The sequence below is a fragment of the Deefgea salmonis genome (assembly GCF_020531905.1).
Classification (GTDB): Bacteria; Pseudomonadota; Gammaproteobacteria; order Burkholderiales; family Chitinibacteraceae; genus Deefgea; species Deefgea salmonis.
Genome location: NZ_JAJAWG010000002.1, coordinates 479,937 through 504,738, shown reverse-complemented (window position 1 = coordinate 504,738; position 24,802 = coordinate 479,937). Strand labels below are relative to the sequence as shown.

General features: G+C 49.1%; 22 protein-coding genes. 11 read left to right on the top strand and 11 right to left on the bottom strand.

Annotated features, from left to right (window positions below):
• Window positions 1–13: 13 nt before the first annotated feature.
• Window positions 14–466: a disulfide bond formation protein B gene (locus LG219_RS06090; RefSeq protein WP_226763641.1), complete on the top strand. Its 453-nt coding sequence runs from the start codon at window positions 14–16 to the stop codon at window positions 464–466.
• Window positions 463–1,122 carry a DsbA family protein gene (locus tag LG219_RS06085; RefSeq protein ID WP_226763640.1) on the top strand — a complete coding sequence of 220 codons (660 nt, stop codon included), beginning with the start codon at window positions 463–465 and terminating at the stop codon, window positions 1,120–1,122. Before LG219_RS06090 ends, LG219_RS06085 begins: the two co-directional genes overlap by 4 nt.
• A 164-nt stretch (window positions 1,123–1,286) precedes the next feature.
• On the opposite strand, the gene LG219_RS06080 is transcribed toward LG219_RS06085, so the two are convergent.
• From LG219_RS06080 to hemB, 3 genes are all read right to left on the bottom strand, one after another.
• Complete coding sequence (locus tag LG219_RS06080; protein WP_226763639.1) at window positions 1,287–2,084, bottom strand: sulfite exporter TauE/SafE family protein; 798 nt, start codon at window positions 2,082–2,084, stop codon at window positions 1,287–1,289.
• Between the two features lie 138 nt (window positions 2,085–2,222).
• On the bottom strand, window positions 2,223–3,179 hold the full coding sequence (locus LG219_RS06075; protein WP_226763638.1) for an ankyrin repeat domain-containing protein: 957 nt from the start codon (window positions 3,177–3,179) through the stop codon (window positions 2,223–2,225).
• A gap of 104 nt (window positions 3,180–3,283) precedes the next feature.
• Window positions 3,284–4,288 carry a porphobilinogen synthase gene (hemB, locus tag LG219_RS06070; protein WP_226763637.1) on the bottom strand — a complete coding sequence of 335 codons (1,005 nt, stop codon included), beginning with the start codon at window positions 4,286–4,288 and terminating at the stop codon, window positions 3,284–3,286.
• A gap of 257 nt (window positions 4,289–4,545) precedes the next feature.
• Here hemB and LG219_RS06065 point away from each other — a divergent pair, with 257 nt between their 5' ends.
• Window positions 4,546–6,174, top strand: coding sequence for a mechanosensitive ion channel family protein (locus tag LG219_RS06065; RefSeq protein ID WP_226763636.1), 1,629 nt, complete (start codon window positions 4,546–4,548; stop codon window positions 6,172–6,174).
• A 154-nt stretch (window positions 6,175–6,328) separates the two neighbouring features.
• Here the strand turns inward: LG219_RS06065 and LG219_RS06060 are convergent, their stop codons facing one another.
• Window positions 6,329–8,155: an ATP-binding protein gene (locus tag LG219_RS06060; protein ID WP_226763635.1), complete on the bottom strand. Its 1,827-nt coding sequence runs from the start codon at window positions 8,153–8,155 to the stop codon at window positions 6,329–6,331.
• A 7-nt stretch (window positions 8,156–8,162) separates the two neighbouring features.
• On the bottom strand, window positions 8,163–8,654 hold the full coding sequence (locus tag LG219_RS06055) for a putative pterin-binding protein (RefSeq protein ID WP_226763634.1): 492 nt from the start codon (window positions 8,652–8,654) through the stop codon (window positions 8,163–8,165).
• A gap of 145 nt (window positions 8,655–8,799) precedes the next feature.
• Here LG219_RS06055 and LG219_RS06050 point away from each other — a divergent pair, with 145 nt between their 5' ends.
• The 6 genes from LG219_RS06050 to LG219_RS06025 all read left to right on the top strand — a co-directional run bounded on the left by LG219_RS06050 (window position 8,800) and on the right by LG219_RS06025 (window position 12,803).
• The gene (locus tag LG219_RS06050) at window positions 8,800–9,387 is read left to right on the top strand and encodes a hypothetical protein (RefSeq protein ID WP_226763633.1); all 588 of its coding nucleotides are present in this window, start codon (window positions 8,800–8,802) and stop codon (window positions 9,385–9,387) included.
• Window positions 9,388–9,398: 11 nt separating this feature from the next.
• Complete coding sequence (locus LG219_RS06045; protein WP_226763632.1) at window positions 9,399–10,133, top strand: oxygen-binding di-iron domain-containing protein; 735 nt, start codon at window positions 9,399–9,401, stop codon at window positions 10,131–10,133.
• Between the two features lie 111 nt (window positions 10,134–10,244).
• Window positions 10,245–10,976 carry a peptidylprolyl isomerase gene (locus tag LG219_RS06040; RefSeq protein ID WP_226763631.1) on the top strand — a complete coding sequence of 244 codons (732 nt, stop codon included), beginning with the start codon at window positions 10,245–10,247 and terminating at the stop codon, window positions 10,974–10,976.
• A gap of 82 nt (window positions 10,977–11,058) precedes the next feature.
• Window positions 11,059–11,757, top strand: coding sequence for a Crp/Fnr family transcriptional regulator (locus LG219_RS06035; protein WP_226763630.1), 699 nt, complete (start codon window positions 11,059–11,061; stop codon window positions 11,755–11,757).
• Window positions 11,758–12,073: 316 nt separating this feature from the next.
• Window positions 12,074–12,424 carry a YMGG-like glycine zipper-containing protein gene (locus tag LG219_RS06030; protein ID WP_226763629.1) on the top strand — a complete coding sequence of 117 codons (351 nt, stop codon included), beginning with the start codon at window positions 12,074–12,076 and terminating at the stop codon, window positions 12,422–12,424.
• 25 nt (window positions 12,425–12,449) lie between these two features.
• On the top strand, window positions 12,450–12,803 hold the full coding sequence (locus LG219_RS06025) for a hypothetical protein (protein WP_226763628.1): 354 nt from the start codon (window positions 12,450–12,452) through the stop codon (window positions 12,801–12,803).
• A gap of 68 nt (window positions 12,804–12,871) precedes the next feature.
• Here LG219_RS06025 and LG219_RS15395 read toward each other — a convergent pair whose 3' ends face one another.
• Complete coding sequence (locus LG219_RS15395; protein WP_226763627.1) at window positions 12,872–13,957, bottom strand: site-2 protease family protein; 1,086 nt, start codon at window positions 13,955–13,957, stop codon at window positions 12,872–12,874.
• A 315-nt stretch (window positions 13,958–14,272) separates the two neighbouring features.
• Here LG219_RS15395 and LG219_RS06015 point away from each other — a divergent pair, with 315 nt between their 5' ends.
• Together LG219_RS06015 and fumC are read left to right on the top strand one after the other, a co-directional pair.
• Entirely contained in the window at window positions 14,273–15,580 is a 1,308-nt protein-coding gene (locus LG219_RS06015) for a TraB/GumN family protein (RefSeq protein ID WP_226763626.1), read from the top strand.
• A 571-nt stretch (window positions 15,581–16,151) separates the two neighbouring features.
• Window positions 16,152–17,540: a class II fumarate hydratase gene (gene fumC / locus LG219_RS06010; RefSeq protein WP_226763625.1), complete on the top strand. Its 1,389-nt coding sequence runs from the start codon at window positions 16,152–16,154 to the stop codon at window positions 17,538–17,540.
• 93 nt (window positions 17,541–17,633) lie between these two features.
• On the opposite strand, the gene LG219_RS06005 is transcribed toward fumC, so the two are convergent.
• The 5 genes from LG219_RS06005 to LG219_RS05985 all read right to left on the bottom strand — a co-directional run bounded on the left by LG219_RS06005 (window position 17,634) and on the right by LG219_RS05985 (window position 24,659).
• Complete coding sequence (locus tag LG219_RS06005; RefSeq protein ID WP_226763624.1) at window positions 17,634–20,537, bottom strand: phosphocholine-specific phospholipase C; 2,904 nt, start codon at window positions 20,535–20,537, stop codon at window positions 17,634–17,636.
• 237 nt (window positions 20,538–20,774) lie between these two features.
• Entirely contained in the window at window positions 20,775–20,915 is a 141-nt protein-coding gene (locus LG219_RS06000; RefSeq protein WP_226763623.1) for a hypothetical protein, read from the bottom strand.
• 143 nt (window positions 20,916–21,058) lie between these two features.
• Complete coding sequence (locus LG219_RS05995) at window positions 21,059–22,300, bottom strand: DEAD/DEAH box helicase (protein WP_226763622.1); 1,242 nt, start codon at window positions 22,298–22,300, stop codon at window positions 21,059–21,061.
• A 272-nt stretch (window positions 22,301–22,572) separates the two neighbouring features.
• Window positions 22,573–23,892, bottom strand: coding sequence for a hemolysin family protein (locus tag LG219_RS05990; protein ID WP_226763621.1), 1,320 nt, complete (start codon window positions 23,890–23,892; stop codon window positions 22,573–22,575).
• A gap of 86 nt (window positions 23,893–23,978) precedes the next feature.
• On the bottom strand, window positions 23,979–24,659 hold the full coding sequence (locus tag LG219_RS05985; protein WP_226763620.1) for a Fe2+-dependent dioxygenase: 681 nt from the start codon (window positions 24,657–24,659) through the stop codon (window positions 23,979–23,981).
• Window positions 24,660–24,802: the final 143 nt, after the last annotated feature.

Sequence of the window (24,802 nt, the reverse complement as noted above, 5' to 3'; positions counted from 1 at the left end):
CGAAGGGATTATTTTGTCGCAAAGCACCGATGTATCGTCAGATTCGGCCCATAACGGCGCGTGGTATTGTTTATTTGTTTGTTGGTTAATTGCCGCGACCTCAACGTTTGGTAGCTTGTTTTTTAGTGAAGTGATGCTTATTCCGCCGTGTGTGTTGTGCTGGTATCAGCGGATTCCGATGTATGCGATGTTGGTGATTTTTAGTGTGGCGCTGTTTCCTTTAGATCGTAAGGTGACGCGTTATGCCTTACCGTTGGCGGTGATCGGGTGGTTATTCGCTTTTTATCATTTATTGATTTACAGCGGCGTGATTCCCGAAGCGATGCAGCCTTGTGGTGCTGAGGTGTCATGCGCCAAGATTGATTTGGAACTGATTGGCTTTATCACGATCCCGTTGATGTCGGTGGTGGCGTTTTCGTTGATGATCGGCTTGCTATTTATGATTTCTAGAGGATTTAAAAAATGAAACGTTCACTCATTGTGATCACCAGCGTGGTCGCGATGGCGGCTTTGTTTATTATTGGTGCCGTGGTGTATTCCAATAAAAGTGCCGATCATTCGCAAAATTTGGCGGTTGAAAATAGCGCGGCGTTAAATCGATTTTCATCGATTACCTATGGCCCAGCGGACGCCAAAGTGCATATTGTTGAATTTATGGATCCGGCTTGCGAAGCGTGCAGCCAGTTTTATCCCTTTGTAAAAAACATCATCAATAGCAATCCGGGCAAAATTAAGCTCACCGTTCGCTACGCTAATTTTCACCCAGGCTCGGATTATGTCGCCCAAGTTTTGGAAGCGGCGCGCGCGCAAGGCAAATTTTGGCCGGCTTTAGAAGCGCTGCTTGCCACGCAAGACCAGTGGGCCAGCCATCATGCGCCGGCACCAGAAACAGTTTGGCAATATTTGGGCCATTTAGGCCTCGATTTTGATCAAATGCGCAAAGACATGAATGAGCCCAAAGTGATGGCGGTGATCGAGCAAGATCGCGCGGATGCAAAAGCATTGCAAATTACCAAGACGCCGAGTTTTTACGTCAACAATAAGCCCTTGCTGAAGTTTGGTCATGAGCAATTAAACCAATTAATCAATAGTGAGGTCGCGATTGCCTACCCTGGGCAATAACTAGCGAACGAAAAAAAAACGGCTGCGGCCGTTTTTTTTTGACTGTAAGTCTTGGCTTAATGAGTTTGGCTTTGAAAGGTGCTAGGGTATATCGCTCATTGCTTTGTTCTGTAATGGCTAGATTAATATACCTGTCTAGTACCGCTTTATCCGCCGCGTGACGTTTACATTATGCTAATGAGCATTTTGCTTGCCAAAACGATTAATAAAGCGGCAAAGCATTTTTTGAGCACCGGCACTGGCAAGCGATGCGCCGCTGCTGCGCCGATTTTGGCCATTGGAAAACTGGCTAAAACAATCCCCAATAGCGCCGGTAAATACACAAAGCCCAAGCTGCCTGAAGGCAGTTGCTGCGCCGACCAACCGCTAACGATAAAACCCAGTGCACCAGCCATCGCAATTGGAATCCCAATCGCCGACGAAGTGCCAATCGCGGTTTTAACCGGCACATTGCACGCCGTCATAAACGGCACCGATAAAGAGCCGCCACCAATGCCGACCCAGCTCGACAACAGGCCAATGCCGCCGCCCACCAGATTCATGCCCAGCACATGGGGCAATTGCCGACTTGGTTTGGGTTTTAGGTCGAGCAACATTTGCGCGGCCACTACGTAAGCAAAAATAATAAACAGCCACTTTAAGTGCACCGCAGAAATCCAACCGGCAATTTGTGCGCCAATAAACGTGCCAAGCACGATGCCAAGGCTAATCTGCCGCACAATATCCCAACGCACCGCGCCTTTTTGCGCGTGCGCTCGTACACTGGCCGCGCCAGTAAAAATAATCGTCGCCAATGAGGTGCCAATGGCTAAATGCTGCTGATGCTCGGGGGCGACACCCAGCCAGTGAAAGACCCACAATAAAGCTGGAACAATCACCAAACCGCCGCCGACGCCTAATAAACCGGCTAAAAATCCAGCAACAAGGCCAACAGCAAGACAGGCAACAATGACTTCAATCATGGATAGGGATCTCATTGGGCCGAAGACATCGGCGTGAATATTTTATATCAGTCCTCGTGCATGTTGTTATGGCAAGGCGAGGCAACGATAGCAGACGACTTTTGCGTAAGGGCGTATTCACTGATTATGCCGTTTTTTTTAGCTCAGCTGCCACTCGGCTTGAGTCTCTTGACGATTTTCTTGACGATCTGCGTATTCATTTAACACCTCATGCAAGCGTAATTGATTGAGTTTGAGCGCTAAGCTGCATGCTGACTCACCCTGCTGATTGTGTAGATATGGATTTGCGCCATGCTGCACCAACCATAAAGCGGCGTTAAATTTCTGATTGGCGGTGGCTTTATGTAGCGCAGTCCAACCTTCGGCATTTTGGTGATTGATGCTGATGACGCCACAGTGCTGAATGATCAGCTGCATCACGGCAAGATGCCCACCGGCAGCGGCCTGCATTAACGGCGTCATGCCTTTGTGGCTGGCTTGTTGCACATTGAGTTGGTGGCCGATGAATAAGCTCACTAGATCCGTGTTGCCATTGAGTGCCGCCCAATGCAGTAGCGTATAGCCATGGCGATCTTTCACGTGCAGATTGGCTTTGAGCTCAATCAGTTGCAGCACAATGTCTAATTTGCCGGCAAAGCAGGCGTGCATCACAGGCGTCCAGCCGACTTCATCTCTTTGCTCAATTGGCATTCCTGCGCGGATAAACAAAGGCAATAAATCATATTGCCGTTGCTCAATGGCTTGGTGCAGTGCTTTGGATGTGACGTTATGGCCATGTTTTGCCAAGATGGCTTTGGCATCAGGATCGGCTTTGAATAGCGGAATATGCCCCCAAATGTCGGCTGTTTGTGGGGGTAAGGCATCGAGCGCAACTTGTAGGCGGAATATTTCGGTGGCAATCGCTTTAGGAAAACCAGCTTGTTTTTGCTGACCTTGAATCAGTAAGTCATTAAAACAGGCGTCAAGTTGGTTTTGTTCCCAGCTGTGCATAATGCGCGCCAATACCTCAGGGTACTGTGCTTCGAGTTGGTTTGGGAACTGGCTTGGGCCGAGATGTTGCCGCAAGTGATCGATGAGAATTTGGACATGAAGCATAACGCTGCCCATTTTATAGTGTCAGGACAGCGTCATTGAATCACTGAGCGCACCCTCTTCGCGCCGAAAGAATACCTCAAATTTTAGCTAAAAATACCTTGACCTTATTTTTGCGCCAGCCAACGTGCAGCGTCCAGCGCGTAGTACGTCAAAATCGCATCCGCTCCCGCGCGTTTAAACGCCAATAGGCTCTCGAGCACCACACTTTGTTCATCGAGCCAGCCATTTTGGCTGGCCGCTTTGAGCATGGCGTATTCACCTGAAACTTGATACACAAAAGTCGGCACTTTAAATTCGTCTTTCACACGGCGAACAATGTCCAGATACGGCATGCCGGGTTTCACCATCACCATATCAGCACCTTCAGCCAAATCGAGTGCCACTTCGTGCAAAGCTTCATTGCTATTGGCGGGGTCCATTTGGTAGGTGTATTTATTGCCTTTACCTAAATTACCCGATGAGCCGACCGCATCGCGGAACGGGCCGTAAAACGCCGAGGCGTATTTGGCCGAATACGCCAAAATCCGCGTGTGGATGAGGTCTTCACGATCTAAAGCGGCACGAATTGCGCCAATGCGGCCATCCATCATATCGGACGGGGCCACCATGTCGGCGCCAGCGGCAGCATGGCATAAAGCTTGGCGTATCAGCGCATTCACCGTTTCGTCATTTAACACATAACCGTGTTCATCAATAATGCCGTCTTGCCCATGAATGGTGTAAGGATCGAGCGCGATGTCGGTAATTAAGCCTAAATCAGGAAAGCGCCGTTTGAGTTCTTCGAGCGCTCGCGGTACTAAACCACGGCGATTCCAGGCTTGGGCAGCGTCGAGTGATTTAAGCTGCGGCTCAATCACAGGAAATAACGCTAAGGCGGGAATGCCCAGTTTTACCGCCGCTTCTGCGGTGTAATACAGTTTGTCGAGACTTTGCCGCGTCACGCCGGGCATAGAGGCAATGCTTTCTTCGCGGTTTGTGCCATCCAAAACAAACACCGGCAAAATTAAATCATTGGCAGTTAAGCTGTTTTCTCGCATTAACCGCCGTGAAAAATCATCGCGGCGCATGCGGCGCAGACGAGTGTGTGGAAAGGGACGATTGCTGTGCATGCGATTCTCCTAATGATTGAGGCGGTAATTTTATCTGAGTCGGCAATAAAATACTGTTGTGATTATTGCGAGTGATTTATTTTGCCGTACTGCTGTGGTCATTGCGGTAGATTAAATGCGTCGACAATAAGATAATTGTAAGTGTGATGCATGGAAATGAATGCAAACGGCGTATTTATTCGCCAGCATATCGGCGATATACCGATACAATCGCTGAAAGTCTTTGTCGCGGTGTGATCAATCAATAGGTGGATATGATGAGAAAAATAGTCGGCTTAATCTGTATCTTGCTGATGGCATGGATGAGTTTGGCTTTCGCGGCTGATGCCAATTCGGGGCTGGCTAGCATCGAGCAGAGTCAAATTGAAGACAATGAGGCTTTGCCTTTAACGGTGGATAATCGCACTTTGGCGGTATTTCGCGTTGGCATTTCATCGTATACACAAAGAGATCGGGTGGAGGCGGCCAAGCTGCGTTTGGATCGAATTATTAAAACCAAAGGCCTTGGCAAAGTCAGTTCAATGCCGGTAATCCCACCTGGCGTGGGCATCGCGATTTTGCTCGATGGGCAAATGGTGTTCACGATTCAGCCGGGCGATATCAATGAGTTGGCGGGTGAAACCATGCCATCGGCGGTTGAGCGGGCGACGGAACAGCTCAGTTTGCTGATTAATGATCGCCGTGAATTGAACAACCCGAAGCAACTGTTATTTGCCGGTTTACATACCCTCGTGGCATCGGTGGTGCTGTTTTTGGGCTTGTGGGTTTTAAGTCGTGCACGACCGCGAATGCTGAAATTAGGGCATAGCTATTTAGCGCAGCCGATTGCTAGAATCGCAAAAAACACCGTGGGTGTGACCATTGCCTCTTTAAATCACTCCCTGCAATGGATGGTCAGGATTGTCTTGGGTTTGCTGATTTTTTCCTTGCTGTATAGCTGGGCAAGTTATGTTTTTTTACAGTTTCCGCTCACCCGCGCGTGGAGTGAAAATCTGAACGTGACGATTTTTGGCTTTTTAAGCAAAGCCGGTTTAGCCGCACTTGATGCGGTGCCCGGTTTGTTGGTGGTGGCGTTTATTGTGGTGTGTACCCGTTATTTATCCATGTTGATGGCGTTCTTTTTTAACCGGATTGAGCGTGGCGAGCTGAGCTTTGCTTGGTTTGACCGTGATACTGCGGGCACGACGCGGCGTATTTTATCGGTGCTGATTTGGTTGTTGGCCTTGGCGATGATTTACCCTTATTTGCCGGGCGCGAATACCGAGGCGTTTAAAGGCCTGTCGGTGATTGTCGGTTTAATGGTGTCGCTCGGGGCGTCGAGCGTGGTGGGGCAATTTGCCAGCGGTTTTATTTTGGTTTATTCCAAGTCGCTCAAGCAGGGTGAATTCGTGCAAATTGGTAGCACCGAAGGCACCGTGGCGCATATTGGTTTGTTTGCCACCAAAATTCATACCAATTTACGGGAAGAAATTAGTATCCCTAATTCGGTGTTGTTTGGGCAAAACGTCGTCAATTATTCACGTTTGGCCACCAATGGCGGGGTGATTTCTCAGATTATCGTGACCATTGGCTATGACGTGGCTTGGCGACAAGTTGAAGCGATGCTGTTAATGGCCGCCGAGCAAACGGCAGGTGTTCGCGCTGACCCGCCGCCAAGGGTGTTTCAAACCGGCTTGCTAGATTTTTATGTGGAATACCATTTACGCGTGGCGCTGGATGAGCCGCAGCGGCGGATGGAAATCTTGCATGATTTAAATGGCAAGGTGCAGGACGTTTTTAATACTTATGGGATTCAAATTATGTCGCCCAACTATCGCGGCGATCCCGAGCACGAAAAACTCGTCCCAGTTGAGCAATGGTACCCGGCGCCGGCGAAAAAAGACTAATCGTATCGGCTTGGATTTTAATTGATGGGTATTTGTTTGTAGGCTTTTATTTCTATGGCCTACATTTAAATACCCATGATTATATGTCTAGATTAGATCTTGAGGATTTTAAGGGGCTGCAGCACGCTGGTTGATCATCGCTGTAGGTGAAGTTTTAGTAAGCGTCGTTTTGGACTGGGCTTGCGGGGGCGGTCTGGCAATTTTTGTTGATGATGTGTTCTAAAGTTTTAAGCAAAATCGGTTTGGCGAGAAAGTCGTTCATGCCTGCGGCCAGAAACTGGCTGCGCGATTCGGCGAGTGCGTCGGCAGACAAAGCAATAATCGGTAGCGCCGCATAATTGCCCCCCAAACGGCGAATCTGGCGGGTGGCTTCTAGTCCATCCATTACGGGCATATGACCATCCATGAGTACCAGGTCGTAGTGTTTTGCTTGAACTTTAGCCAGCGCCTCTGTGCCGTCGATGGCAAAATCGACCTGATGCCCTAGCTGTTTGAGCATGGCGCTTAATACTTTTAAATTTACTGCATTATCATCCGCGGCGAGGATGTTTAAACGCGCTGTTTGCGGCGCATAGTGCACGCTCGGGGCGGCCACTGGCGGTGGATCACAATCGATGCGCGGGATCAGCACCGTAAATTGGCTGCCGACGCCAAATTGGCTTTGCACATCAATATGGCCGTGCATTAATTCAATCAGGGTTAAGGAAATCTCTAGCCCTAATCCGCTCCCTCCGTAATGGCGAGCAATTTTATTGTCGGCCTGTTGAAAACGCTTAAATAGCCGAGACAAACCTTCGGGCGTCATGCCTATTCCGGTGTCATTGATCATAAAAATCAAATCGTCTTTGTTGCTTGAAACGCAAAGCGCGACTTCTCCTTTTTCAGTAAATTTGATGGCATTACCGAGTAAATTGAGCAAAATTTGCCGCATCCGGACAATGTCGCCCAATTGCCATTCGGGTAAATGATCTGCGACTGCGAGCGTTAAATGGATATTTTTTTCGTTCGCCCGCATCCGCATTAAACGCATACATTCACGCAGCAGTTGTTGCGGCGAATAGGGCGCGTTTTCAAATTCAATTTGTCCGGTTTCTAGTCGTGATAAATCGAGAATATCGTTGAGTAATGCGAGCAAATGCTGTGCCGAGCTTCTGGCGGTGATGACGTAATCATTTTGTTGCTCATTCAATGACATCGTTGATAGCACATCGAGCATGCCCAGAACGGCATTCATGGGGGTACGAATTTCATGGCTCATATTGGCCAGAAAGATGCTTTTGCTTTGGTTGGCCAGCTCGGCGCGTTGAGTCGCCCCCGCTAGCGCGAGGTTGAGATCTTCGAGTTCATCGCTTCGTAGGTGCTCTAATCGATTTTGTCGGTATAGCAGCAGCGAGAAAGCCAGCGTTAATCCCAGCTGCAGTAAAACTAAGCTGGTAATGGTTTTCGATTGCTCACTTAATGTTTTGGCGTAGTGTTCAGCGCTGCGCAAGGTGTCGTCTTTTGCGAATTGAATCATATTCAGGATGATGTCTTGCTGCCGATCAAGATTCGTTCGGAGTGTAATGATGTCTTGCCGATGGTATTTAAGCGGCACGTCAGGGCCAAGATAACGGTCTGTCTCGGCGATGAATTTTTGTAAAGCGTTCAAATTATTTTGGATTTGAGGATTGGTTTCATGATTGGCATAAGGCGCTTTGGCAATCACATCGACTCGACTGACAAAAATATCGTAACGCATCCGCAAGTTTTTCATTTGTAAGGCATCTTGATCGACCAAAAGGCGCTCGGCTTGGTCGCTCAGTCGATAGTATTCATAACCCAATTGCGCATAAGCCCAGACATCATTATCCGCTCCAATTCGAGATGATTTTTGTAAGATGTCATATTGTCGATTCAGCATCAGCATCATGCTGATAATCATCAGCAGCACCACGGCAGCGATGATGGATAGCGGACCTTTGCCGAGCGGTTTTTTTGACATGGTTGGCTTACTCAACCTTGATGGCAATTAACTGCCAAACGGCGCGAGAAAAATAAGTTCTATTTTGTAAATGCGTATATTGATCAAAAGGAAACATCAGAAATAACGGTCCTTTGTCCCGAGTGCTAAACGCTTTGCCATCGATTTTTCTTGCCAAAATCGGCTCAAATTGGGTGTCGCTACTGGGGATCACGATGGTGTAGTCATTCATTGCTTTAAGATGAAGTTGCTGACCTTTACTTACTGCTCGCTTTAAAACATCACTGAGTAATGGCCCCGTAAAGGTGTGGATGCCGCTATACCACGGTGAGCTGGTACGAATGTTTTTTTGGGGGAGCTGATTGAGCAATGCATCATCAAAAACCAAGGTGTTTCCTTGGTTGTATTGGCCGATATGGCCGCTCATCGTTAATACCGCTGGACCTTGGGGAGGCTCGATGGTCACGGCATGGCCGATGGGGCTAAAAAATAGGCTGGCAAGTAATAAAGCGCGAATCATGATGATTCATCTCCATACACTGATTGCGATGAAATATGATTTCTACATACTTTCGTTTTTAACTATAGATCAGTCGGCAAATCAAGTTTGTTTTGTAAGCATTCGGCGACTATAACGAAGCTCATCCTAATTCGTGAGGCAACGTATGGATCCACATAAAAGTGGCGTAAGTGCATTGCAACAATCGGTATTAATTCATGAGGAAGTGAAGGTTGTTGTAGTCAGCTGTTTTGAAATCAATCTAATGGGCTTAAATGCCATTATTTTGGCCAAAAAAGCGGGTGCACATGCCCGTGGTTTTGGTGTGATCTCGGGGGAATTGCGCTCACTCAGCTTGGCGCTGCAGGCTGAAATGCATCGACTTGGCCTATTGGCGCAAGAATTACTCAATTCAGCAACCACCCGTTTGCAAGCCGAAAGGCGTTTGGCACGCTTAAGCGATGCCGCCGCATTTTCAACCGAGGTGGCTGAACTGCTCGCCCCAGCCATGGAAAAAACCCGTAATAAAATGGTGGTGTTTAAAGGGGGAAGCAAATTTGGCGAATGCTTGGATGATGCGTATCAAACCTGTACTTTTGGCTTGGTTTTAGCGCGCTCGGCCCGCATCGAATCGGCGTATAGCGGTGAACTTCGTACGATTTTGGCTGAATTATCCGAAGAGTTTGCCCAAAAAATAACCACGGTCTTGCCGCGTCTTGATGCGCTACGCCAAATTACCCAAAACCTTGCCTGAGATCTCATTGAATGAAAAAAGCTTTATTGATTGCCAGTGCAGCTGATCATCGTTGGTTCGCCATCTCGCGTGACCCTGCTCGCCCGAATCATTTGATCGATACCAATGAATATGTGGTGACCAATGGCAATGACAGTATTTTGTGTGATCCGGGTGGCTCGGAAGTTTTTCCTGCGGTGTTTGCTGCGCTCTCAGAAGTGGTTGACCCGCGTACGGTGCAAAGGATTTTTTCTTCACATCAAGACCCCGATGTGATTTCCTCATTGGGCCTGTGGCATGATTTTAATCCCCAGATTAAATGCCATGTTTCTGGTTTATGGAGTGGTTTTATTCCGCATTTTGGTGGTGAAGACAATACGATTGTCGGCATACCCGATGAAGGCGGTACGTTGCTGGTGGGGGATGCACCATTGACCATGGTTCCGGCGCATTACTTGCATTCATCCGGCAATTTTCATTTATACGATCCAGCCTGCAAATTATTATTCAGCGGCGATATTGGCGCAGCCTTATTTCCTGATGCGAATGCATCCTTGTTTGTTGAGGATTTTGATCACCACATTCGTTACGCCGAAGGTTTTCATCGCCGCTGGATGGGCAGCAATACGGCGAAAAAACGCTGGATTGAGAAAGTCCGCGAGCTCGATATTGAGTTGTTGTGTCCTCAGCATGGGGCGATTTATCGTGGTGCGGATGTGAAGCGATTTATTGATTGGTTTGATGCGTTAAAAGTTGGCCTCGATTAGCACTTGATATTCGGCATATTCACCCATAACTAATACGGGTAAGCTATTGAGCAATTATTTTATAACCCAGCTTGAAGCTGGGTTTTTTATACCCAAAGATAGGATTTAATCATGGCGATTATCGTAAACGGCGTTGAAATCAGCGAAGCAAGTATCGAAAATGAATTGGCGCAACACGCCGAAGCAGAAAGCCCGCGCGATGCGGCAATCCAAGAATTGATTTTGCGTGAATTATTATTGCAAACGGCCAAAAAAGAAGGCATCACTGCACCAACAACTGAAGAAATCATTGGTACTTTGCTAGAAAAAGCCATTCCTGTTGAAGAAGCCGACGAAGCGGCTTGTCTTGATTTTTACAATAGCAATCCAGAAAGCTTTACCAAGGGCGAAATGGCTTCTGCTAATCACATTTTGTTCCCACTGGGCGAAGGCTTGACTGCGGGTATCGCTAAAGCAAAAGCTGAAGGCGTGTTGGCGGACGTATTGGCCAATCCAAGCAAGTTTGCTGATTTGGCTCGCGAGCATTCAACTTGCCCATCAAGCGCGCAAGGCGGTAGCTTGGGTCAGTTTGGCCGTGGTCAAATGGTGCCAGAATTTGAAGCCGCGATTTTCTCGACTGAAGCTGGCGTGATTGTGCCGACGTTGGTAGAAACGCAATTTGGTTACCATATCATTGAAGTGACTGAGCGTAGCCAAGGTGACAGTGTTTCATTTGAAGAAGTGAAAGAACGTCTACAAGCCTTCTTAACCGACATGGCAGGCCGCAAAGCCATGCACGATTACCTCGGTCAATTGGTGACGAGCGCCAAAATCGAAGGTTATTCATTACCAGCAATGGCTTAATACCGATTGCGTAACTGAATAGCGGTAAATGCAAAAAGCCAGATCATTGATCTGGCTTTTTGTTTCGTCAGTGAGATGATCAATGGATGAGAGTGATATGAGCGAGCCTGCTGTAGCCCAACCGTTTCTGCCGTTTTTGTTTCCATTGCTCAATGAATTTCCAACTGAGATTCGGCAGCGTTTGGTGCAAAATGGGATAGAGCGACACGTGAAAGCCGATACGGTGATTTGCAGCGAAGGCGCTAAAAGCGAGCATATTTTGTTTTTATCGAGCGGCATCTTATCGATTACGGCGAACGAAGATCTGGGTAAGCGTGCTTTTTTATATGGCTTTATGCCCGCAGGCTCGATCGCAGGATTGCAAATGCTCTTTAATGAGCGCGTCAATACCTATTGTTTGACCAGTGCTGTTGATAGTCATTTTCTACTCATCAGCATCGACGATCTGCTGCAGGCTTTGCGTGAATATCCTTTGGCTTGGCAAGCTTGCGCTAAGGAGCTGGCGACGGGCGTTAAGTTTTTGCTTAATTTTGTCAATTTGTTATCCCATGCCAGTGGCTATCAAAAATTACGCACTTTTTTGGGCTGGCTAGAGCGCAATGCGCAAGCTTATCCCAATCAAGTTGGCTTGGATTTAAGCCAGCAAGAGATTGCCGCGCGGATTGGTTTATCACGAGAAATGGTCAATCGCATGTTGGCTGAATTGAGAAAAGGCGGCTATATCGAGCAAGATGAGCGGGGCCGCTTTCATATCTTGAAGCCCTTACCTAAAAAATTCTAAGCAAATTTGATTTGTCATTGCCGTGTGCGAAATAGCACAGCGGCTTGTTTTTGCGCTTTTGCCCGCCTAAAATCGACCGAAATCAAGTATTCACCTCGATGTTGTTCAAGTCGCAGATCTCGTCGTTATCCAAATAATCCCATTTTGCTGATCCGACCGCCATATTTTATGGCCGTTGGCGCCAACTGCATTTTTGGGTTTTTATTTTCGTACTAAACTCAATGATTATGTCGGCGGATTTTAGGTGCTGGCGCGTCGTCGGGCGTTCAATGAGACATTGAGGTGGTATTTCAAATATTTTAAATTGGAGCTATTCATGCAAAAGAAAATTTTAGTTCGTTGCTTGCTGGCCTTGCCCTTGGTGTTGGCTTTAGCCCAGCCTGCGCAGGCGCGAAATGACAGCCGTTTAACCAAAGGGGCTGTGATCGGTGGCGTGCTCGGTTTGGCGGCGGGTAATGGCCTTAAAGGCGCTCTGGGCGGCGCAGCAATTGGTGGCGGTTTGGCAGCAGTAAGCAGTGATGGCTATCGTGGTCGTCGTGCCCAGCGTGGCGCTAAAAAAGGTGCCGTAGTCGGCGCTGTGATTGGTGGTATTGCGGGTAATGGCTTACGCGGAGCCTTAAAAGGCGCTGTCGCCGGTGGTGCTGCTGGCGCCATTATTAATCATTAATTCATTTTTTTTTGGAGCTTTGACCATGAAACTGATCGCCCTTACTTTGAGCCTCGCGCTATTGTCTCCTTTTGCTGCTGCGAAAGACGCTAAACCTACCGCCCTGCCGAGCTTGCAAGACGTTGCACATTTGAGCTGCACCGAAATGTGGCAGGAATCTGGCAAGTCTGTGGATAAATTTTTCCATGCTGTTGAAACCATGGCCGGCTATTTATTGCAAAGCCGTGACGAGACTTTCCCTGATCAACTTGAAGCGGGTAAGCAATTTGGTGAACGTATCGATGTAGCTTGCCGTAAAGCGCCAGACCAGTTGCTGATTTCTGCTGTTGATATCGCCCTGCGCGAGACTTTGGCAACCATCAAAACCCCAGCGAAGTAATTCGCAATACCTTAAATAGTAAAAAGCCAGATCGAATATGATCTGGCTTTTTTTATACTGTGATGAAATTAGTTTTGTAAAATTTTGAGTGGAATACGCAGCATATCGTCGCCCAAGCCAGCAAAATACCAAATAATGCCAATGAGCGCCGCCACGGTGAGCAAATACCAAACCAAAGAAAAAATCTGCCCATAGCGATCTAGCGGCAATAAATGGCTTTGATGTCGCGCCCGCCATTCAAAAACGATTTCTAAACTACCAATAAACAATAAAAATCCAAGCAAGGCGAGGCCGAAATGGTAGCTCACCCACACCCCCAATAGCGCGCCAACAATACAGGCAATTAAACCGAGCACGCTATTCATTGAAAAACTAATGCTCTTTAAAATATGCCCGCCATCGAGCGGCAAAATCGGCAATAAATTAAATAAATTGAGCAGGGCGTTAAACGTCGCTAAACCGGCAAAAAACACATTGCCAGTCAGCCAATACGCCAAGCAAGACGCCAGCGATAACAGTAAGCCAAAGCTCGGCCCCATAATGGCAATCACCACGTCTTGCCAGCGGGTATTGATTTTCTCATCCGACAGCGCCAAACCGCCTAAAAATGGAATGAGATAAATGCCTTTGGTTTTCATGCCAAAATATTTCATGGCGCGAATATGGCCGTATTCATGAAAAACCAAGCACGCCAATAAAGCCAGCGCAAATTGGAAGGAAAACAACCAAGAATAAGCTGCAATACTCGCGCCAGCCAGCGCGACTTTAATGAGTTTGGCGCTTTTAAATAGCTTTAACGCTAAAACCCCCAGCCCCAGCAAACTGAGCTTATTGGTGGTTTGGTGGGGGACAACCGGGCTTTGGCGCTCAATATCCTGGGTATCACGCGTTCCCTCGGCGACAAGCGTTTGGTCAACGATTAAGCGATAGTCCAACACAAACGGTTGCCATTGCAAATCGGTTTCAAGGCGAATGTGTTGCTCGCCAGACATGGGGTCATTCAGGATAAATTGCAGTGCGCTGGCGCCTTCACGATCGGCTGAGGCGGCTTTCTCTGCCACCAGGGTGTTGTTCCAAAACAGCTGCTGCCAACCGGCTAAGCTGCCTTCGAGTCGCAATGGCTTGCCTAGGCAATCAATATTTAATAATTCCACGGTATTTCCAATTCTCCCATCAATAAAAGTGAAGTCGCTGACGACGTTTTCGTTGGTATTTGATCTTGGGCCACATTTTGAAGCAAATTGGCGCGCTTGAGTTTGTATTGTGCTTGAACGCGCGGTTTTTCAGCCTTCAGCAGCGTTTTGGCGATTTGCGCAAGCCATTGAATGAATCTGGCGGGCTGATTTGCAATCAAAGTACTTGGTTGATTGCGCAGGTATAACGATGAGCTTGTGCTGCATGACAGCGTATTGAGCTATGATTTGCCCCATTTTGAAATCAGTGCTGATTGAATGCAACAAGGAAAACAGATGCGTCACCTTATAATTCTTACTGCAGTAAGCCTTGCTCTCGCTGGGTGTGGAGAAAAATCCAGTTCGGTTAAGTTGCCAGAGTCGGAGCTCAATGCTGCAACGGCAGAAAACGTCCAGCAATGGTTAAGCCAATCGAGCCAGCCTTTGCAAACGTTAGACGCGGCGCAAGCGAGCGATTCGCAAGACTTAGCGGCCTTTGGTGCTGCAGTGGGTGATGCGCGTTTAGTGGTGCTCAATGAAGACAGTTACGCTGACAAAAACGCCTATGAATTGATGAATCGCTTGGTGCAATACCTGCATCAAAACAAAGATTTTGACGTGTTATTGATTGAAAGCGCGATGTTTGATGTTGAAGGCATCTGGCGTAGCGCCACTGAGAAAGACGCCAGTGTGGTCGAATTAGCACCGGGCCGAGTGTTTTATATGTATTCACAAACTGACGCCAGTCGCAAAGCCTTGGCGTATATCGATCAAGCACGCCGCAGCCAGCGGCCGCTGATGTTGGCTGGTTTTGATCTGCCGCTCGCCGGATCGACGTCGATTAACGAATTATTGCCGACGATGACCCAATTTTTGCAGCAAAAGGGCTCGAGCATCCCCGCGCAGGCCAATTGGCCTGAATACCGCCAAGTCGCCAAACGAGCGATTGAGCTCAATAGTCAGGGCATGGATTTAACGCAATTTAAGCAAGTGAGCGCCCAGCTCAAAGCCGAGCTATGCCAAAAAGCCGCCACAGGGTCAACGCCATTGCGTGAGTCGGCCGGTTGGTGGTGCCAGCAAGTCAAATCGATCGAAGCCAGCGTTGGCCGCCAGCAGCATACTGATGATGCCAATTATGATTTGCGTAATCCGGTGTTGGCCGACAATGTGCAATGGCTGCTTGAGCAACCGTTTGCCGGTAAAAAGGTCATAGTTTGGACCAATTCATCGCATGGTTTGCCACAAGTGAGTGGTGTCGATCCGGCGACGCAGCAGCCAATCTACAGCATGGGCTGGCATCTAAAACAGCGTTTTGCTGAGCAAGTTTACATTGCGAGATTGGCCGCGCTGGGCGGCAAAACCAATAAGTATTGGGATACCGGCGTTCAGGATGTTGTGCTAGCGCCCAATACCCTTGATGTGGTGTTAAAACAATCCAATTTGAAAGCTGGCTTTATTCACGCGCCAACGGATCCGGCTTTGCGCGCGCAGTTAGCGCAATTTAAATCACCATCGAAGTTTGCGACTGATTACCAAGGTCTCTTTTTCTACCCACAAGCCGAGCCCGCACTGCAAGGCGCACACGCCATTGTGCCTTTGCCTTAAGCGAGTTGGCGCTTAAAAAAAGCCAGTTCATGGTGAACTGGCTTTTTTATGCAGTAGATTATGGCTTTGCCTTTGGATAGGCGTGTAGTTACTTTTTAGGCGATGTTCAGATTACGTGTTGATGATTTTAAGTGCCTGCGGCACGGCTGTTTACAGTCGCAGTCCGCGACGGGGACCCCATTTTCTTTGACTCGCCAAAGAAAATGGGGGAAAAGAAAGGCGACCCGAGCGCGCCCAGCTCCGCTGTGCCCTCGATTGTCGTGAGCCAAACGATAAAACCGTTTGTCTCTCTCCTCACTCGGTGCGCTTAAACGGGATTTTAAGCCCCAGCTCGACGAGCGCGGCACAGCATCAGCACCAAATCTGAACATTGCCAAATAAATGCAGGTATTCAGCTGTAGGTTATTTGTTGATTGACCTAGATGGTAATACCTAGGGTCGATTGACGTTTGGTTTGCCGCCACCTTTAAGCGGCTTATCGGCGCACTGCTCACGGCCGATTGGGCGTTCACACGGCAACGTGGGTGAGCTTGCGCTATACCACAGGATCAATTTGCTACAGGGCCAGATCATGAGTAACGACCGCATTGAAACCGATTCGTTTGGCGCCATAGCAGTGCCAGCATCGGCATTATGGGGCGCGCAAACGCAGCGCTCAGTATTGCATTTTCATATTTCGACCGAACCCATGCCGACTGAATTAATACAGGCTTTGGCGCGGGTGAAACGCGCTTGCGCCGCGAGCAATCAAGCGCTGGGTTTACTCGATGCCAATAAGGCCGGCGCGATTATTGCTGCTGCTGATGAGGTGCTCGCCGGGCAACACGCAGCGGCGTTTCCCCTCTTGGTTTGGCAAACGGGTTCGGGCACGCAAAGCAATATGAATATGAATGAAGTGCTCGCCAATCGAGCGTCTGAATTACTCGGCGGAACGCGTGGCATGGCGCGCTTATTACACCCCAATGACGACGTCAACCTTGGGCAATCGAGTAATGATATTTTCCCCACCGCAATGCACGTCGCCGCTGCGCAAGGGATTCAAAATGAACTACTCCCTAGCTTGGCGCGATTAATCGATAGCCTACGCAGCAAATCGGCCGAATTTGCCGACATTATTAAAATCGGCCGCACGCATTTGCAAGACGCAACGCCGATCACGCTCGGGCAAGAAATATCCGGCTGGTATAGCCAGCTGGAGCACGCCGAACACATGCTCAAACTCAGTTTGCCGGCCTTATGCCAATTGGCCGTGGGCGGCACGGCCGTTGGCACGGGGCTCAATACCCATCCACAATTTGGCGCTCGCGTTGCGGCCGAATTAGCGCTGCAAACGGGCTTACCCTTTGAAAGTGCCAGCAATAAGTTTGCCGCTTTAGCTGGCCACGATGCGATAGTCAGCGCGCATGGCGCAATGAAAACCTTGGCCACGGCCTTAATCAAAATCGCCAATGATATTCGCTGGCTAGCCTCTGGCCCGCGCTGCGGCTTGGGCGAATTGCAATTACCTGAAAACGAACCGGGCAGCTCAATCATGCCCGGCAAAGTCAATCCAACCCAATGCGAAGCAATGACGATGCTGTGTTGCCAAGTTTTAGGCAACGATGTCGCCATCAGTGTGGGAGCGGCTTCAGGCAATTTTGAACTTAATGTTTTTAAACCCTTAATTACTTATAACTTTTTACAAAGCTTGCGCTTATTGCGCGACGGCATGGCGAGCCTCACAACGCATTGTATTGTTGGCATCAGCGCGCAGCGCGAGCACATTGCCGCACTGCTTGAACAATCCTTAATGCTGGTCACCGCGCTCAGTCCGCATTTGGGCTACGATCAATCGGCCGAAATTGCCAAATACGCCCTTAAACAAAACTGCACTTTAAAACAAGCCGCGCTGGATTTAGGTCTGTTAACTAGCGAGCAATTTGATACGTGGGTGAATGCCAAAGCGATGACGCATTCCTAATAAAAAGGGCCGCAACCGCGGCCCTTTTTCTTTACCTCACCCTAATGACCTATCGATCAAATTCAAGCCATGATTGAGCCATGGCTGAATCAATTACTGACAAGCACCCAAATCTTGCCACGGCATAGCGCTACCGGCATTGCGGCTTGGCCGCTCGCCTTGGCTGAGCCATTTGGCTTGATATTGATGGCCTTGATCGGTGACAACACTACCTGCTGGATAACTCATCTGGCTTTGCCAAGGGCTAGCACAACTGAGTGCTTTGGCGCTCAGTGTCACGCTACGCAGCGTTTGCAATGGCTGATTGGCCGCGGCAATGGCGCGAATTTCACTGGCCGGTAAAGCCCGATTCCACACGGCGATATCGTCAAAAGCCAAGACAAATTTTTCTTTCGGATAGCGTTTGTAGTAATCGCCACGGGCGTCTTCGTTCAGCGCCCAACGCTGATAACTGGGTACGATATTGCCAGTGACATTGGCGTACGACAGCACGGTTTCAGCAATTAAACCGGCCGCATTGCTGGCATAACAGCGCATGCGTTTTTGTGCTGGTTCTAGCGCAATCGCCACATACACCCACGCGCCAGTGACCATCCCTAAATACGTATCAGCGCGATTGGTGCCATCGCCGATATTAAATTTAAAGCGGCCATCGCCCGAATGCCCAATTGAAATACCGGCATTTTTGCCCGAAGCCCAGTCTTTATTGGCCACCACACTGCTCATATTGGCGCCCATATTGCTTGGCATTTTGACCCAAAAACCCAGCGTAAAATCAGCAGCACTTGGATCAAAAGGCATAAATGCAGCACTACCCTTAGTGGCATCAAGCTGCAAGGCAGATAAATACTTGGCGCCAGCGCTATACCCCACCGTCCCAACGGGCGTTAACGCCGCACTCCCGATCTCGTCATTGAGTGTGTTTTCAAATTGATAATAATGACTCACTTGGCTCAGTAAAGCAGCGGTAAACGGCGCTTGCACCGGCGGAGTTGGCGTGGGTGCCGGACTTGGCGTCGGCGTTGTCACACCCGCAATCGGCAAGCGGCCCGGATACGTTTGGCTGATACCGCCTTCGATATGACCGCAGTATTCATAAATAAATCGGCCACTACTGTCATTGGCGAGCAAAATCATCACGTCATACCAATTATTCAGCGTTGCCATCGTCCAGCTGGCGCTGGCATTCGCGGCAATCACTTGCTGGCTGCGTTGCCCAGTTAGGTAGTCATCGACATACAGCGTTAACACCGCTGGGGCGCGATTTTGCACCTGCAGCGTGATAAAACCACCGCTCAAATTGGGTACCATGCTGATTTGCGGATAAGCGCCATTTTGCCAAGCATTGGGCAATAAACTCCCGGCAAAGCGTCGATAAAAACTATTTGGCCCATGAATTGCCAAATCAAACTGCCCGGCGCTGGCGGCGGCACCATCAATGACTTGGTTTTGCGCGCCATTGCTCGGTACGGTGACAAAAATCGGATTAAACACCAAACTTTGATAGCCATGAATATCAAAAGCCGCCGCTTGCGCCCCGCTATTACTCAGCTGCAGCGTGATTTTTTTACTCGCCGTATCCACCACGGCATCGACATTGACTTGCACCGCCACCGGTCGCAATGGCCGCGAGCCGCCAGCCGAGCTGATCGGCGCCCCGCTTTCTCCATTGGGTTGTGCGGCCGGCAAACTGCTACAGGCAAAAGCGGCATCACTGGCCAAAATGGCGGTATCGGGTAAGCCGGTTGGATAGGCATAAGGGCTGGCCGTAAAGTCAAAACCATCCATTAAATCCGCACACACACTGCGCCGCCACGCACTGATATTCGGTTCTTGCACGCCGGTGAATTTTTCTAAAAAGCGAATCGTCGAGGTTAAATCACACGTTTGGCTATAGACATAACCGCCAATACTCCACGGTGAAATCAGCCACGTAGGCATGCGGTGGCCTAAGCCCAGCGGAAAACCATTTTTCCATTCATTGGCCGTGCCAATCGGCGCGGTGGGCGGTACAACGTGATCAAAAATTCCGCCGTTTTCGTCATAGGTATAAATAAATACGGTTTTTTCCCACACGGCAGGATTGCTCGCCAGCGCATCTAAAAAAATCTTGGCGTAATTAGCGCCAGCGTTTGGCGCATGCGCTGGGTGCTCAGACAATGCCGCAGGGGCAATAATCCAGCTCACTGCCGGCAACGCATTGTTGGCCACATCTTGGGCAAATGCATCGCGGCTACGCTTAACCATTCCGTTTAAATACAAGGCTGAATTGGGCAGCGCCGTTTTAAATTTGGTAAACCACGCCAGCGCATTGTCATCATAATTGTCTTGCTCTTGATACATTTTCCAGCTGACACCGGCCGCTTGCAGCCGTTCGGCATAGGTGGTCCAGGTAAATGGAATTGTTTCGCTATTGTCCATTACCGCCCCAGCAGACCAAAGCCCTTGGCCATTACTGCCGCTCATTAAAAATAAGCGATTAGGATTAGTACTGGTATTGCTTGCGCAAAAGAAATGATCGCACGTGGTAAAAACATCGGATAAAGCGTGGTGAAACGGAATGTCTTCGCGCTGGTAATAGCCCATCGCATAATTGCCTTTATTGGCAATCCATTGATTCATTTGCCCGCCATTAAACGCATTGCGACCCGACACCCAATCATGCGTCACATCGACCATGCATTGGCCATTACTGGTTTTGCTATTGAGGCGAAATGGCCAAATTGGCTGATTATTGGCATTTCTTTGCGCAAAAACGCTACTGCCATCCGGTTGGCGTAATGGATGTGGATCATTAAAGCCACGCACGCCGTTCAGCGTGCCTAAATAATGATCAAATGAGCGGTTTTCCTGACTCAAAATCACCACATGCGCCACCGAAGACAAGCTACCGCTACTAGTCCCTGCGGCTAAAGCGCGTTGCACGCTCAATGGCAAAGCAGCCAATGCGCCGCTGGCGCTGGCATATTTTAAAAACTGACGACGATCGAAACCCATGCACTTCTCCTTTTAAAGTCAGCATCGTCGTCTAGATGTATTGAAGTTTTATCACGGGCAAATCAAATTTATATGACACACCCCCATTGGCTCGGCATCAAAGATGCGCCTTGCCCGCACCGCCTGATGCCGTAAGCAAACCAGGGCGCGCCAAACGCAACCATAAAAAAAGAGCACCCGAAGGTGCTCTGTTGTTGATTTAAGACGCAATGCGTTAACGTGAACCGTAGCGGCAGTTTAACTGCCCATTGAACCGGCGTGTTTAGCCGCTTCATTGGCTTGCTCGGCGGCCGACGGCGCGGCGTATTCCATTTCAGCGGCGCGGACTGCGCTCACGGCAAAAGTCAACGCCAAGGCGAGCATTAAGCAGATTTTCATCGTCCTACTCCTTTATCTATTGAGCCAGTTTTAAGCTATAGCGCGCTCACCGATTGAAGTCGGACTAAATAGCGCTCAACGGTGCGATTTAATTGGACTGTCGGTGCTTTATTTTCAGCCTAAAACTCCCCAACACACTACGGTCAGTTTGAATCTGCTTCATCGCCTTCTTGCTGTGCTCTGGCGGCTGCGGCGCGTAATTTATCTTTTTTACTCATTCGAGTGCCTTTAATCCCGCCCTCAGCTGAACCGGCAACAGCTTGCTCTTGCGCGATAAAGCCGTCGATGTGTTCGCGTGAAATTCGCATTTCAAGGCGTTTTTCCAGCAATCTAAAATGCGCCTCACTGTGCGGCGTCACCAAGCTCATCGCCACCCCACTGCCACCGGCGCGGGCAGTGCGGCCAATACGATGGGTGTAATCGGCGGGCGAGCGCGGTAAGTCAAAATTAATCACGCACGGCAAGTCGTCAATATCAATGCCGCGCCCCGCTAAATCGGTTGCCACCACCACTTGCAAATTACTGGATTTAAATTCGGCCAAGACTTGGCTACGCCGACCTTGGCTAAATTCACCATGAAACGGCGCGGCTTTAATCCCGGCGCTGGCTAAATAGCGCGCCAATTGTTCGGCGATATTTTTCGACGCCACAAACACCAAGGCCCGCGCGTCGCCACTGTCTAAAATCAACTGCACCAATAAATCCGCACGCTGCGCTTCATCCACCACAATCGCACGCTGCAAAATATCTGGGCGATTTTCAGCATTGTTTTCAATAAAAATTCGCGTTGGCTGCTGCAAAATCGCCTCGGCCAGCGCATTGACATTGCTTGGAAAGGTTGCCGAGAATAATAAATTTTGTCTCTGGCTGGGTAGCAAGGCCAAAATGCGATTGATTTCTTCGCTAAAACCCATATCCAGCAAGCGATCGGCTTCATCGAGCACCAACGTGGTAAAGACTTCGGGCTTAATCGCATTTTGCCCGATTAAATCGAGCAAACGCCCCGGCGTGGCCACCAACACATCGGCGCGGCCGCGCAATTGCATCATTTGTGGATTGATCGACACGCCACCAAATACCGCAACGACTTTCATCGGCGTGGCGAGCATTTGTACCAGTGATTTGATTTCTTGCCCTACTTGCATCGCCAGCTCACGCGTTGGCACCAAAATCAACACCTTACGCCCAGCGCCTTGCACCAGTTGCAATAAAGGCAAAGCAAAAGCGGCGGTTTTACCCGATCCGGTCGCCGCCTGCGCCAGCACGTCCTCGCCGCGTAAAATCGCCGGAATGGCCGCCGCTTGAATCGGCGTAGGCTGAAGGAATTTTTTTTTGCTGGCAGCAAGGGTCAGAGCGGGCGATAAACCCAAAACGCTAAAGGGCATAGCAGGCCTTAATCAAAGAATGTGTCGTGCATGATACCAAGTGAGGGCAAAACAAGATGAAAAACATCGTGGTTTGACTTTGCCAATGGCAACGCAAGGCCATGTTGAGACGCATCGCAAAATTAAAAAAGCCGCTACGCAAGTTGCGCAGCGGCATTGATCGTTGAGCAAAACAATGCAGCTTCAATCCAAGACTGTATTGCAAAACCAGCACAACAAGCAGTAGGTATATCTATGTAGGTTTTGATTTACAAGCTAAACACAGCAATACCCTAGCCATCACTGTTTCTGCTGATCACGTCAATCGGCATTGCTGGTTTTTCGGTGGCGAGGATTTTATCGATACGGCGACCATCCATATCCACCACTTCAAACTGCCAGTTTTCCCATTGCGCAATATCACCGGTTCTGGGCATTTGCCCCAACAGCAGCATCACCAAACCGCTTAAGGTGTGGTAACTGCCTTTTTCTTCATCCGGCACCGTCGGCAAGGCCAAGCGATCTTTAAGCTCTGGAATCGGGATCAAACCATCGAGCAACCACGAGCCATCCACCCGCTGCACTGCCCACGCATCACTGCTGTCGTCGGTAGTAAATTCACCGGTCAATACTTCAAGTACGTCTTGTAATGTGACCAAGCCTTGTACTTCGCCGTATTCATCGATCAAAAAGACCATTTCAACGCCCGAGGTGCGCATTTGATCAAGTAGCTCTAGGCCGCTCAGCGTTTCTGGAACGAACACACAAGGCTGTAAATTACTGGATAAATCAATCGATTCGCCTTTGAGCATTTTTTGCAAAATGTCTTTGGCACTTAAAATACCGAGTAAATTATCTAACCCATTTTGGCACACTGGAAAGCGTGAATAACGCGCCTCAGACACCATCGCCATATTTTGTGCGACTGAATGATCTAAATCGAGCACCACCATTTCTGAGCGCGGCACCATTAAAGACGCCACTTTTCTATCGTCCAAACGCAGCACATTTTTCATCATGGTGTGCTCGTGCTCTTCGATCAAACCGGCCGCCGAGCCTTCGTGTAACACGGCGTCGATTTCATCTTGCGTCACGCTTTGTTGGGTATTTTGATCGGCCCCTAGCAAGGTCAAGACGCCTTTGGTTGAGCCAGTGAGTAAGCGCACAAAGGGGCGTGAAATCAACGCTAAAAACTGAATCGGCCGAGCGATTAAGCAGGCAATTTTTTCTGGGCTGATTTGTCCAAGTCGCTTTGGGACTAATTCACCAAACACGATCGAGAAATACGTCACCGACATCACCACCAATACCGTGGCGACGGTGGTGCTCAATTCTGGGCGCATGCCCGATTGGATGAGCCACAGGGCAAACGGTTCGGCCAACACCGATTCACCAACAATACCGCTTAACACCCCAATCGAAGTAATGCCAATTTGCACCGTAGACATGAATTTAGTCGGTTCATCGGCCAGCTTTAAAGCCGCTGCAGCGCCTTTATTTCCCGCCTCTGCCATTTTACTGAGCCGCGCTTTGCGTGAGCTGACTAAGGCCAACTCTGACATTGCAAATAGGCCGTTTAGCAAAATCAGCCCCAGCAGCATGAACACTTCCATGAATCAATCCAAATTATAAATAATCTGTATAGATGCGGCTAAAGCCAAAAAATTCAATGTAATTGCGACCGTTTAGCGTGGTAATTTTAAATGTCGCCCCATTTTCGTAACAAATTATGATAAATCCCAGTCATTGAAATCGCCGTTTCCGTGTCGCCCATATCTTGACGTAACTGACGAATATTACGATCCAAATCAAACAATAAGCCGCGCTCAGTACCGTCTTTAATCATACTTTGCAGCCACATAAACGACGCCACGCGATGGCCTCGGGTAATCGGCTCAACGCGGTGCAAACTACTCGATGGATACAGCACCATATCACCGGCTGCGAGTTTGACTTCGTGTACGCCATAGGTGTCTTCAATCACCAATTCACCGCCATCGTATTCATCCGGATCAGAAAAAAACAACGTTGCCGATAAGTCCGATCGCACCCATTCGCCGGTGTCGGTAATACGGCGCATGGCGTTATCAACGTGCATACCAAAGTCCATGCCTTGGCCATAGCGATTAAATAACGGTGGAAAAATTCGCTTGGGTAAAGCGGCAGAAAAAAACAAATCATTGTTCGCCAGCGCCGCCAAAATCACCGCCCGCACCGCCACGGCATTGGCTTCATCATTGGCCAATTGCTGATTGTTTTTGACTTTAGCCGACTGACTGCCAGCGGTAATTCGCCCATCCAACCAATCGGCTTGATCCAAGCGCTCACGGCAGGCTTTGACGGTTGCCAAATCAAGTACTGCGGGGATGTGTAACAACATACAAAACTCCAGATTTCAAATTTCAAACATCAAGCAAAAGCGCAACAAGACTGGCCAATGGGTTTAAGTGCCTACGGCACAGGTGTTTACAGTCGCAGTCCGCGACGGGGACCCCTTTTCTTTGTCTCGCCAAAGAAAAGGGG

Bases quoted from the DNA above. Each gene is read 5' to 3' on its own strand.
- LG219_RS06085 (WP_226763640.1), top strand. From the start codon at position 463: ATGAAACGTTCACTCATTGTGATCACCAGCGTGGTCGCGATGGCGGCT.
- LG219_RS06080 (WP_226763639.1), bottom strand. From the start codon at position 2,084: ATGATTGAAGTCATTGTTGCCTGTCTTGCTGTTGGCCTTGTTGCTGGA.
- LG219_RS06075 (WP_226763638.1), bottom strand. From the start codon at position 3,179: ATGCTTCATGTCCAAATTCTCATCGATCACTTGCGGCAACATCTCGGC.
- hemB (WP_226763637.1), bottom strand. From the start codon at position 4,288: ATGCACAGCAATCGTCCCTTTCCACACACTCGTCTGCGCCGCATGCGC.
- LG219_RS06065 (WP_226763636.1), top strand. From the start codon at position 4,546: ATGAGAAAAATAGTCGGCTTAATCTGTATCTTGCTGATGGCATGGATG.
- LG219_RS06060 (WP_226763635.1), bottom strand. From the start codon at position 8,155: ATGTCAAAAAAACCGCTCGGCAAAGGTCCGCTATCCATCATCGCTGCC.
- LG219_RS06055 (WP_226763634.1), bottom strand. From the start codon at position 8,654: ATGATTCGCGCTTTATTACTTGCCAGCCTATTTTTTAGCCCCATCGGC.
- LG219_RS06050 (WP_226763633.1), top strand. From the start codon at position 8,800: ATGGATCCACATAAAAGTGGCGTAAGTGCATTGCAACAATCGGTATTA.
- LG219_RS06045 (WP_226763632.1), top strand. From the start codon at position 9,399: ATGAAAAAAGCTTTATTGATTGCCAGTGCAGCTGATCATCGTTGGTTC.
- LG219_RS06040 (WP_226763631.1), top strand. From the start codon at position 10,245: ATGGCGATTATCGTAAACGGCGTTGAAATCAGCGAAGCAAGTATCGAA.
- LG219_RS06035 (WP_226763630.1), top strand. From the start codon at position 11,059: ATGGATGAGAGTGATATGAGCGAGCCTGCTGTAGCCCAACCGTTTCTG.
- LG219_RS06030 (WP_226763629.1), top strand. From the start codon at position 12,074: ATGCAAAAGAAAATTTTAGTTCGTTGCTTGCTGGCCTTGCCCTTGGTG.
- LG219_RS06025 (WP_226763628.1), top strand. From the start codon at position 12,450: ATGAAACTGATCGCCCTTACTTTGAGCCTCGCGCTATTGTCTCCTTTT.
- LG219_RS06015 (WP_226763626.1), top strand. From the start codon at position 14,273: ATGCGTCACCTTATAATTCTTACTGCAGTAAGCCTTGCTCTCGCTGGG.
- fumC (WP_226763625.1), top strand. From the start codon at position 16,152: ATGAGTAACGACCGCATTGAAACCGATTCGTTTGGCGCCATAGCAGTG.
- LG219_RS06005 (WP_226763624.1), bottom strand. From the start codon at position 20,537: ATGGGTTTCGATCGTCGTCAGTTTTTAAAATATGCCAGCGCCAGCGGC.
- LG219_RS06000 (WP_226763623.1), bottom strand. From the start codon at position 20,915: ATGAAAATCTGCTTAATGCTCGCCTTGGCGTTGACTTTTGCCGTGAGC.
- LG219_RS05995 (WP_226763622.1), bottom strand. From the start codon at position 22,300: ATGCCCTTTAGCGTTTTGGGTTTATCGCCCGCTCTGACCCTTGCTGCC.
- LG219_RS05990 (WP_226763621.1), bottom strand. From the start codon at position 23,892: ATGGAAGTGTTCATGCTGCTGGGGCTGATTTTGCTAAACGGCCTATTT.
- LG219_RS05985 (WP_226763620.1), bottom strand. From the start codon at position 24,659: ATGTTGTTACACATCCCCGCAGTACTTGATTTGGCAACCGTCAAAGCC.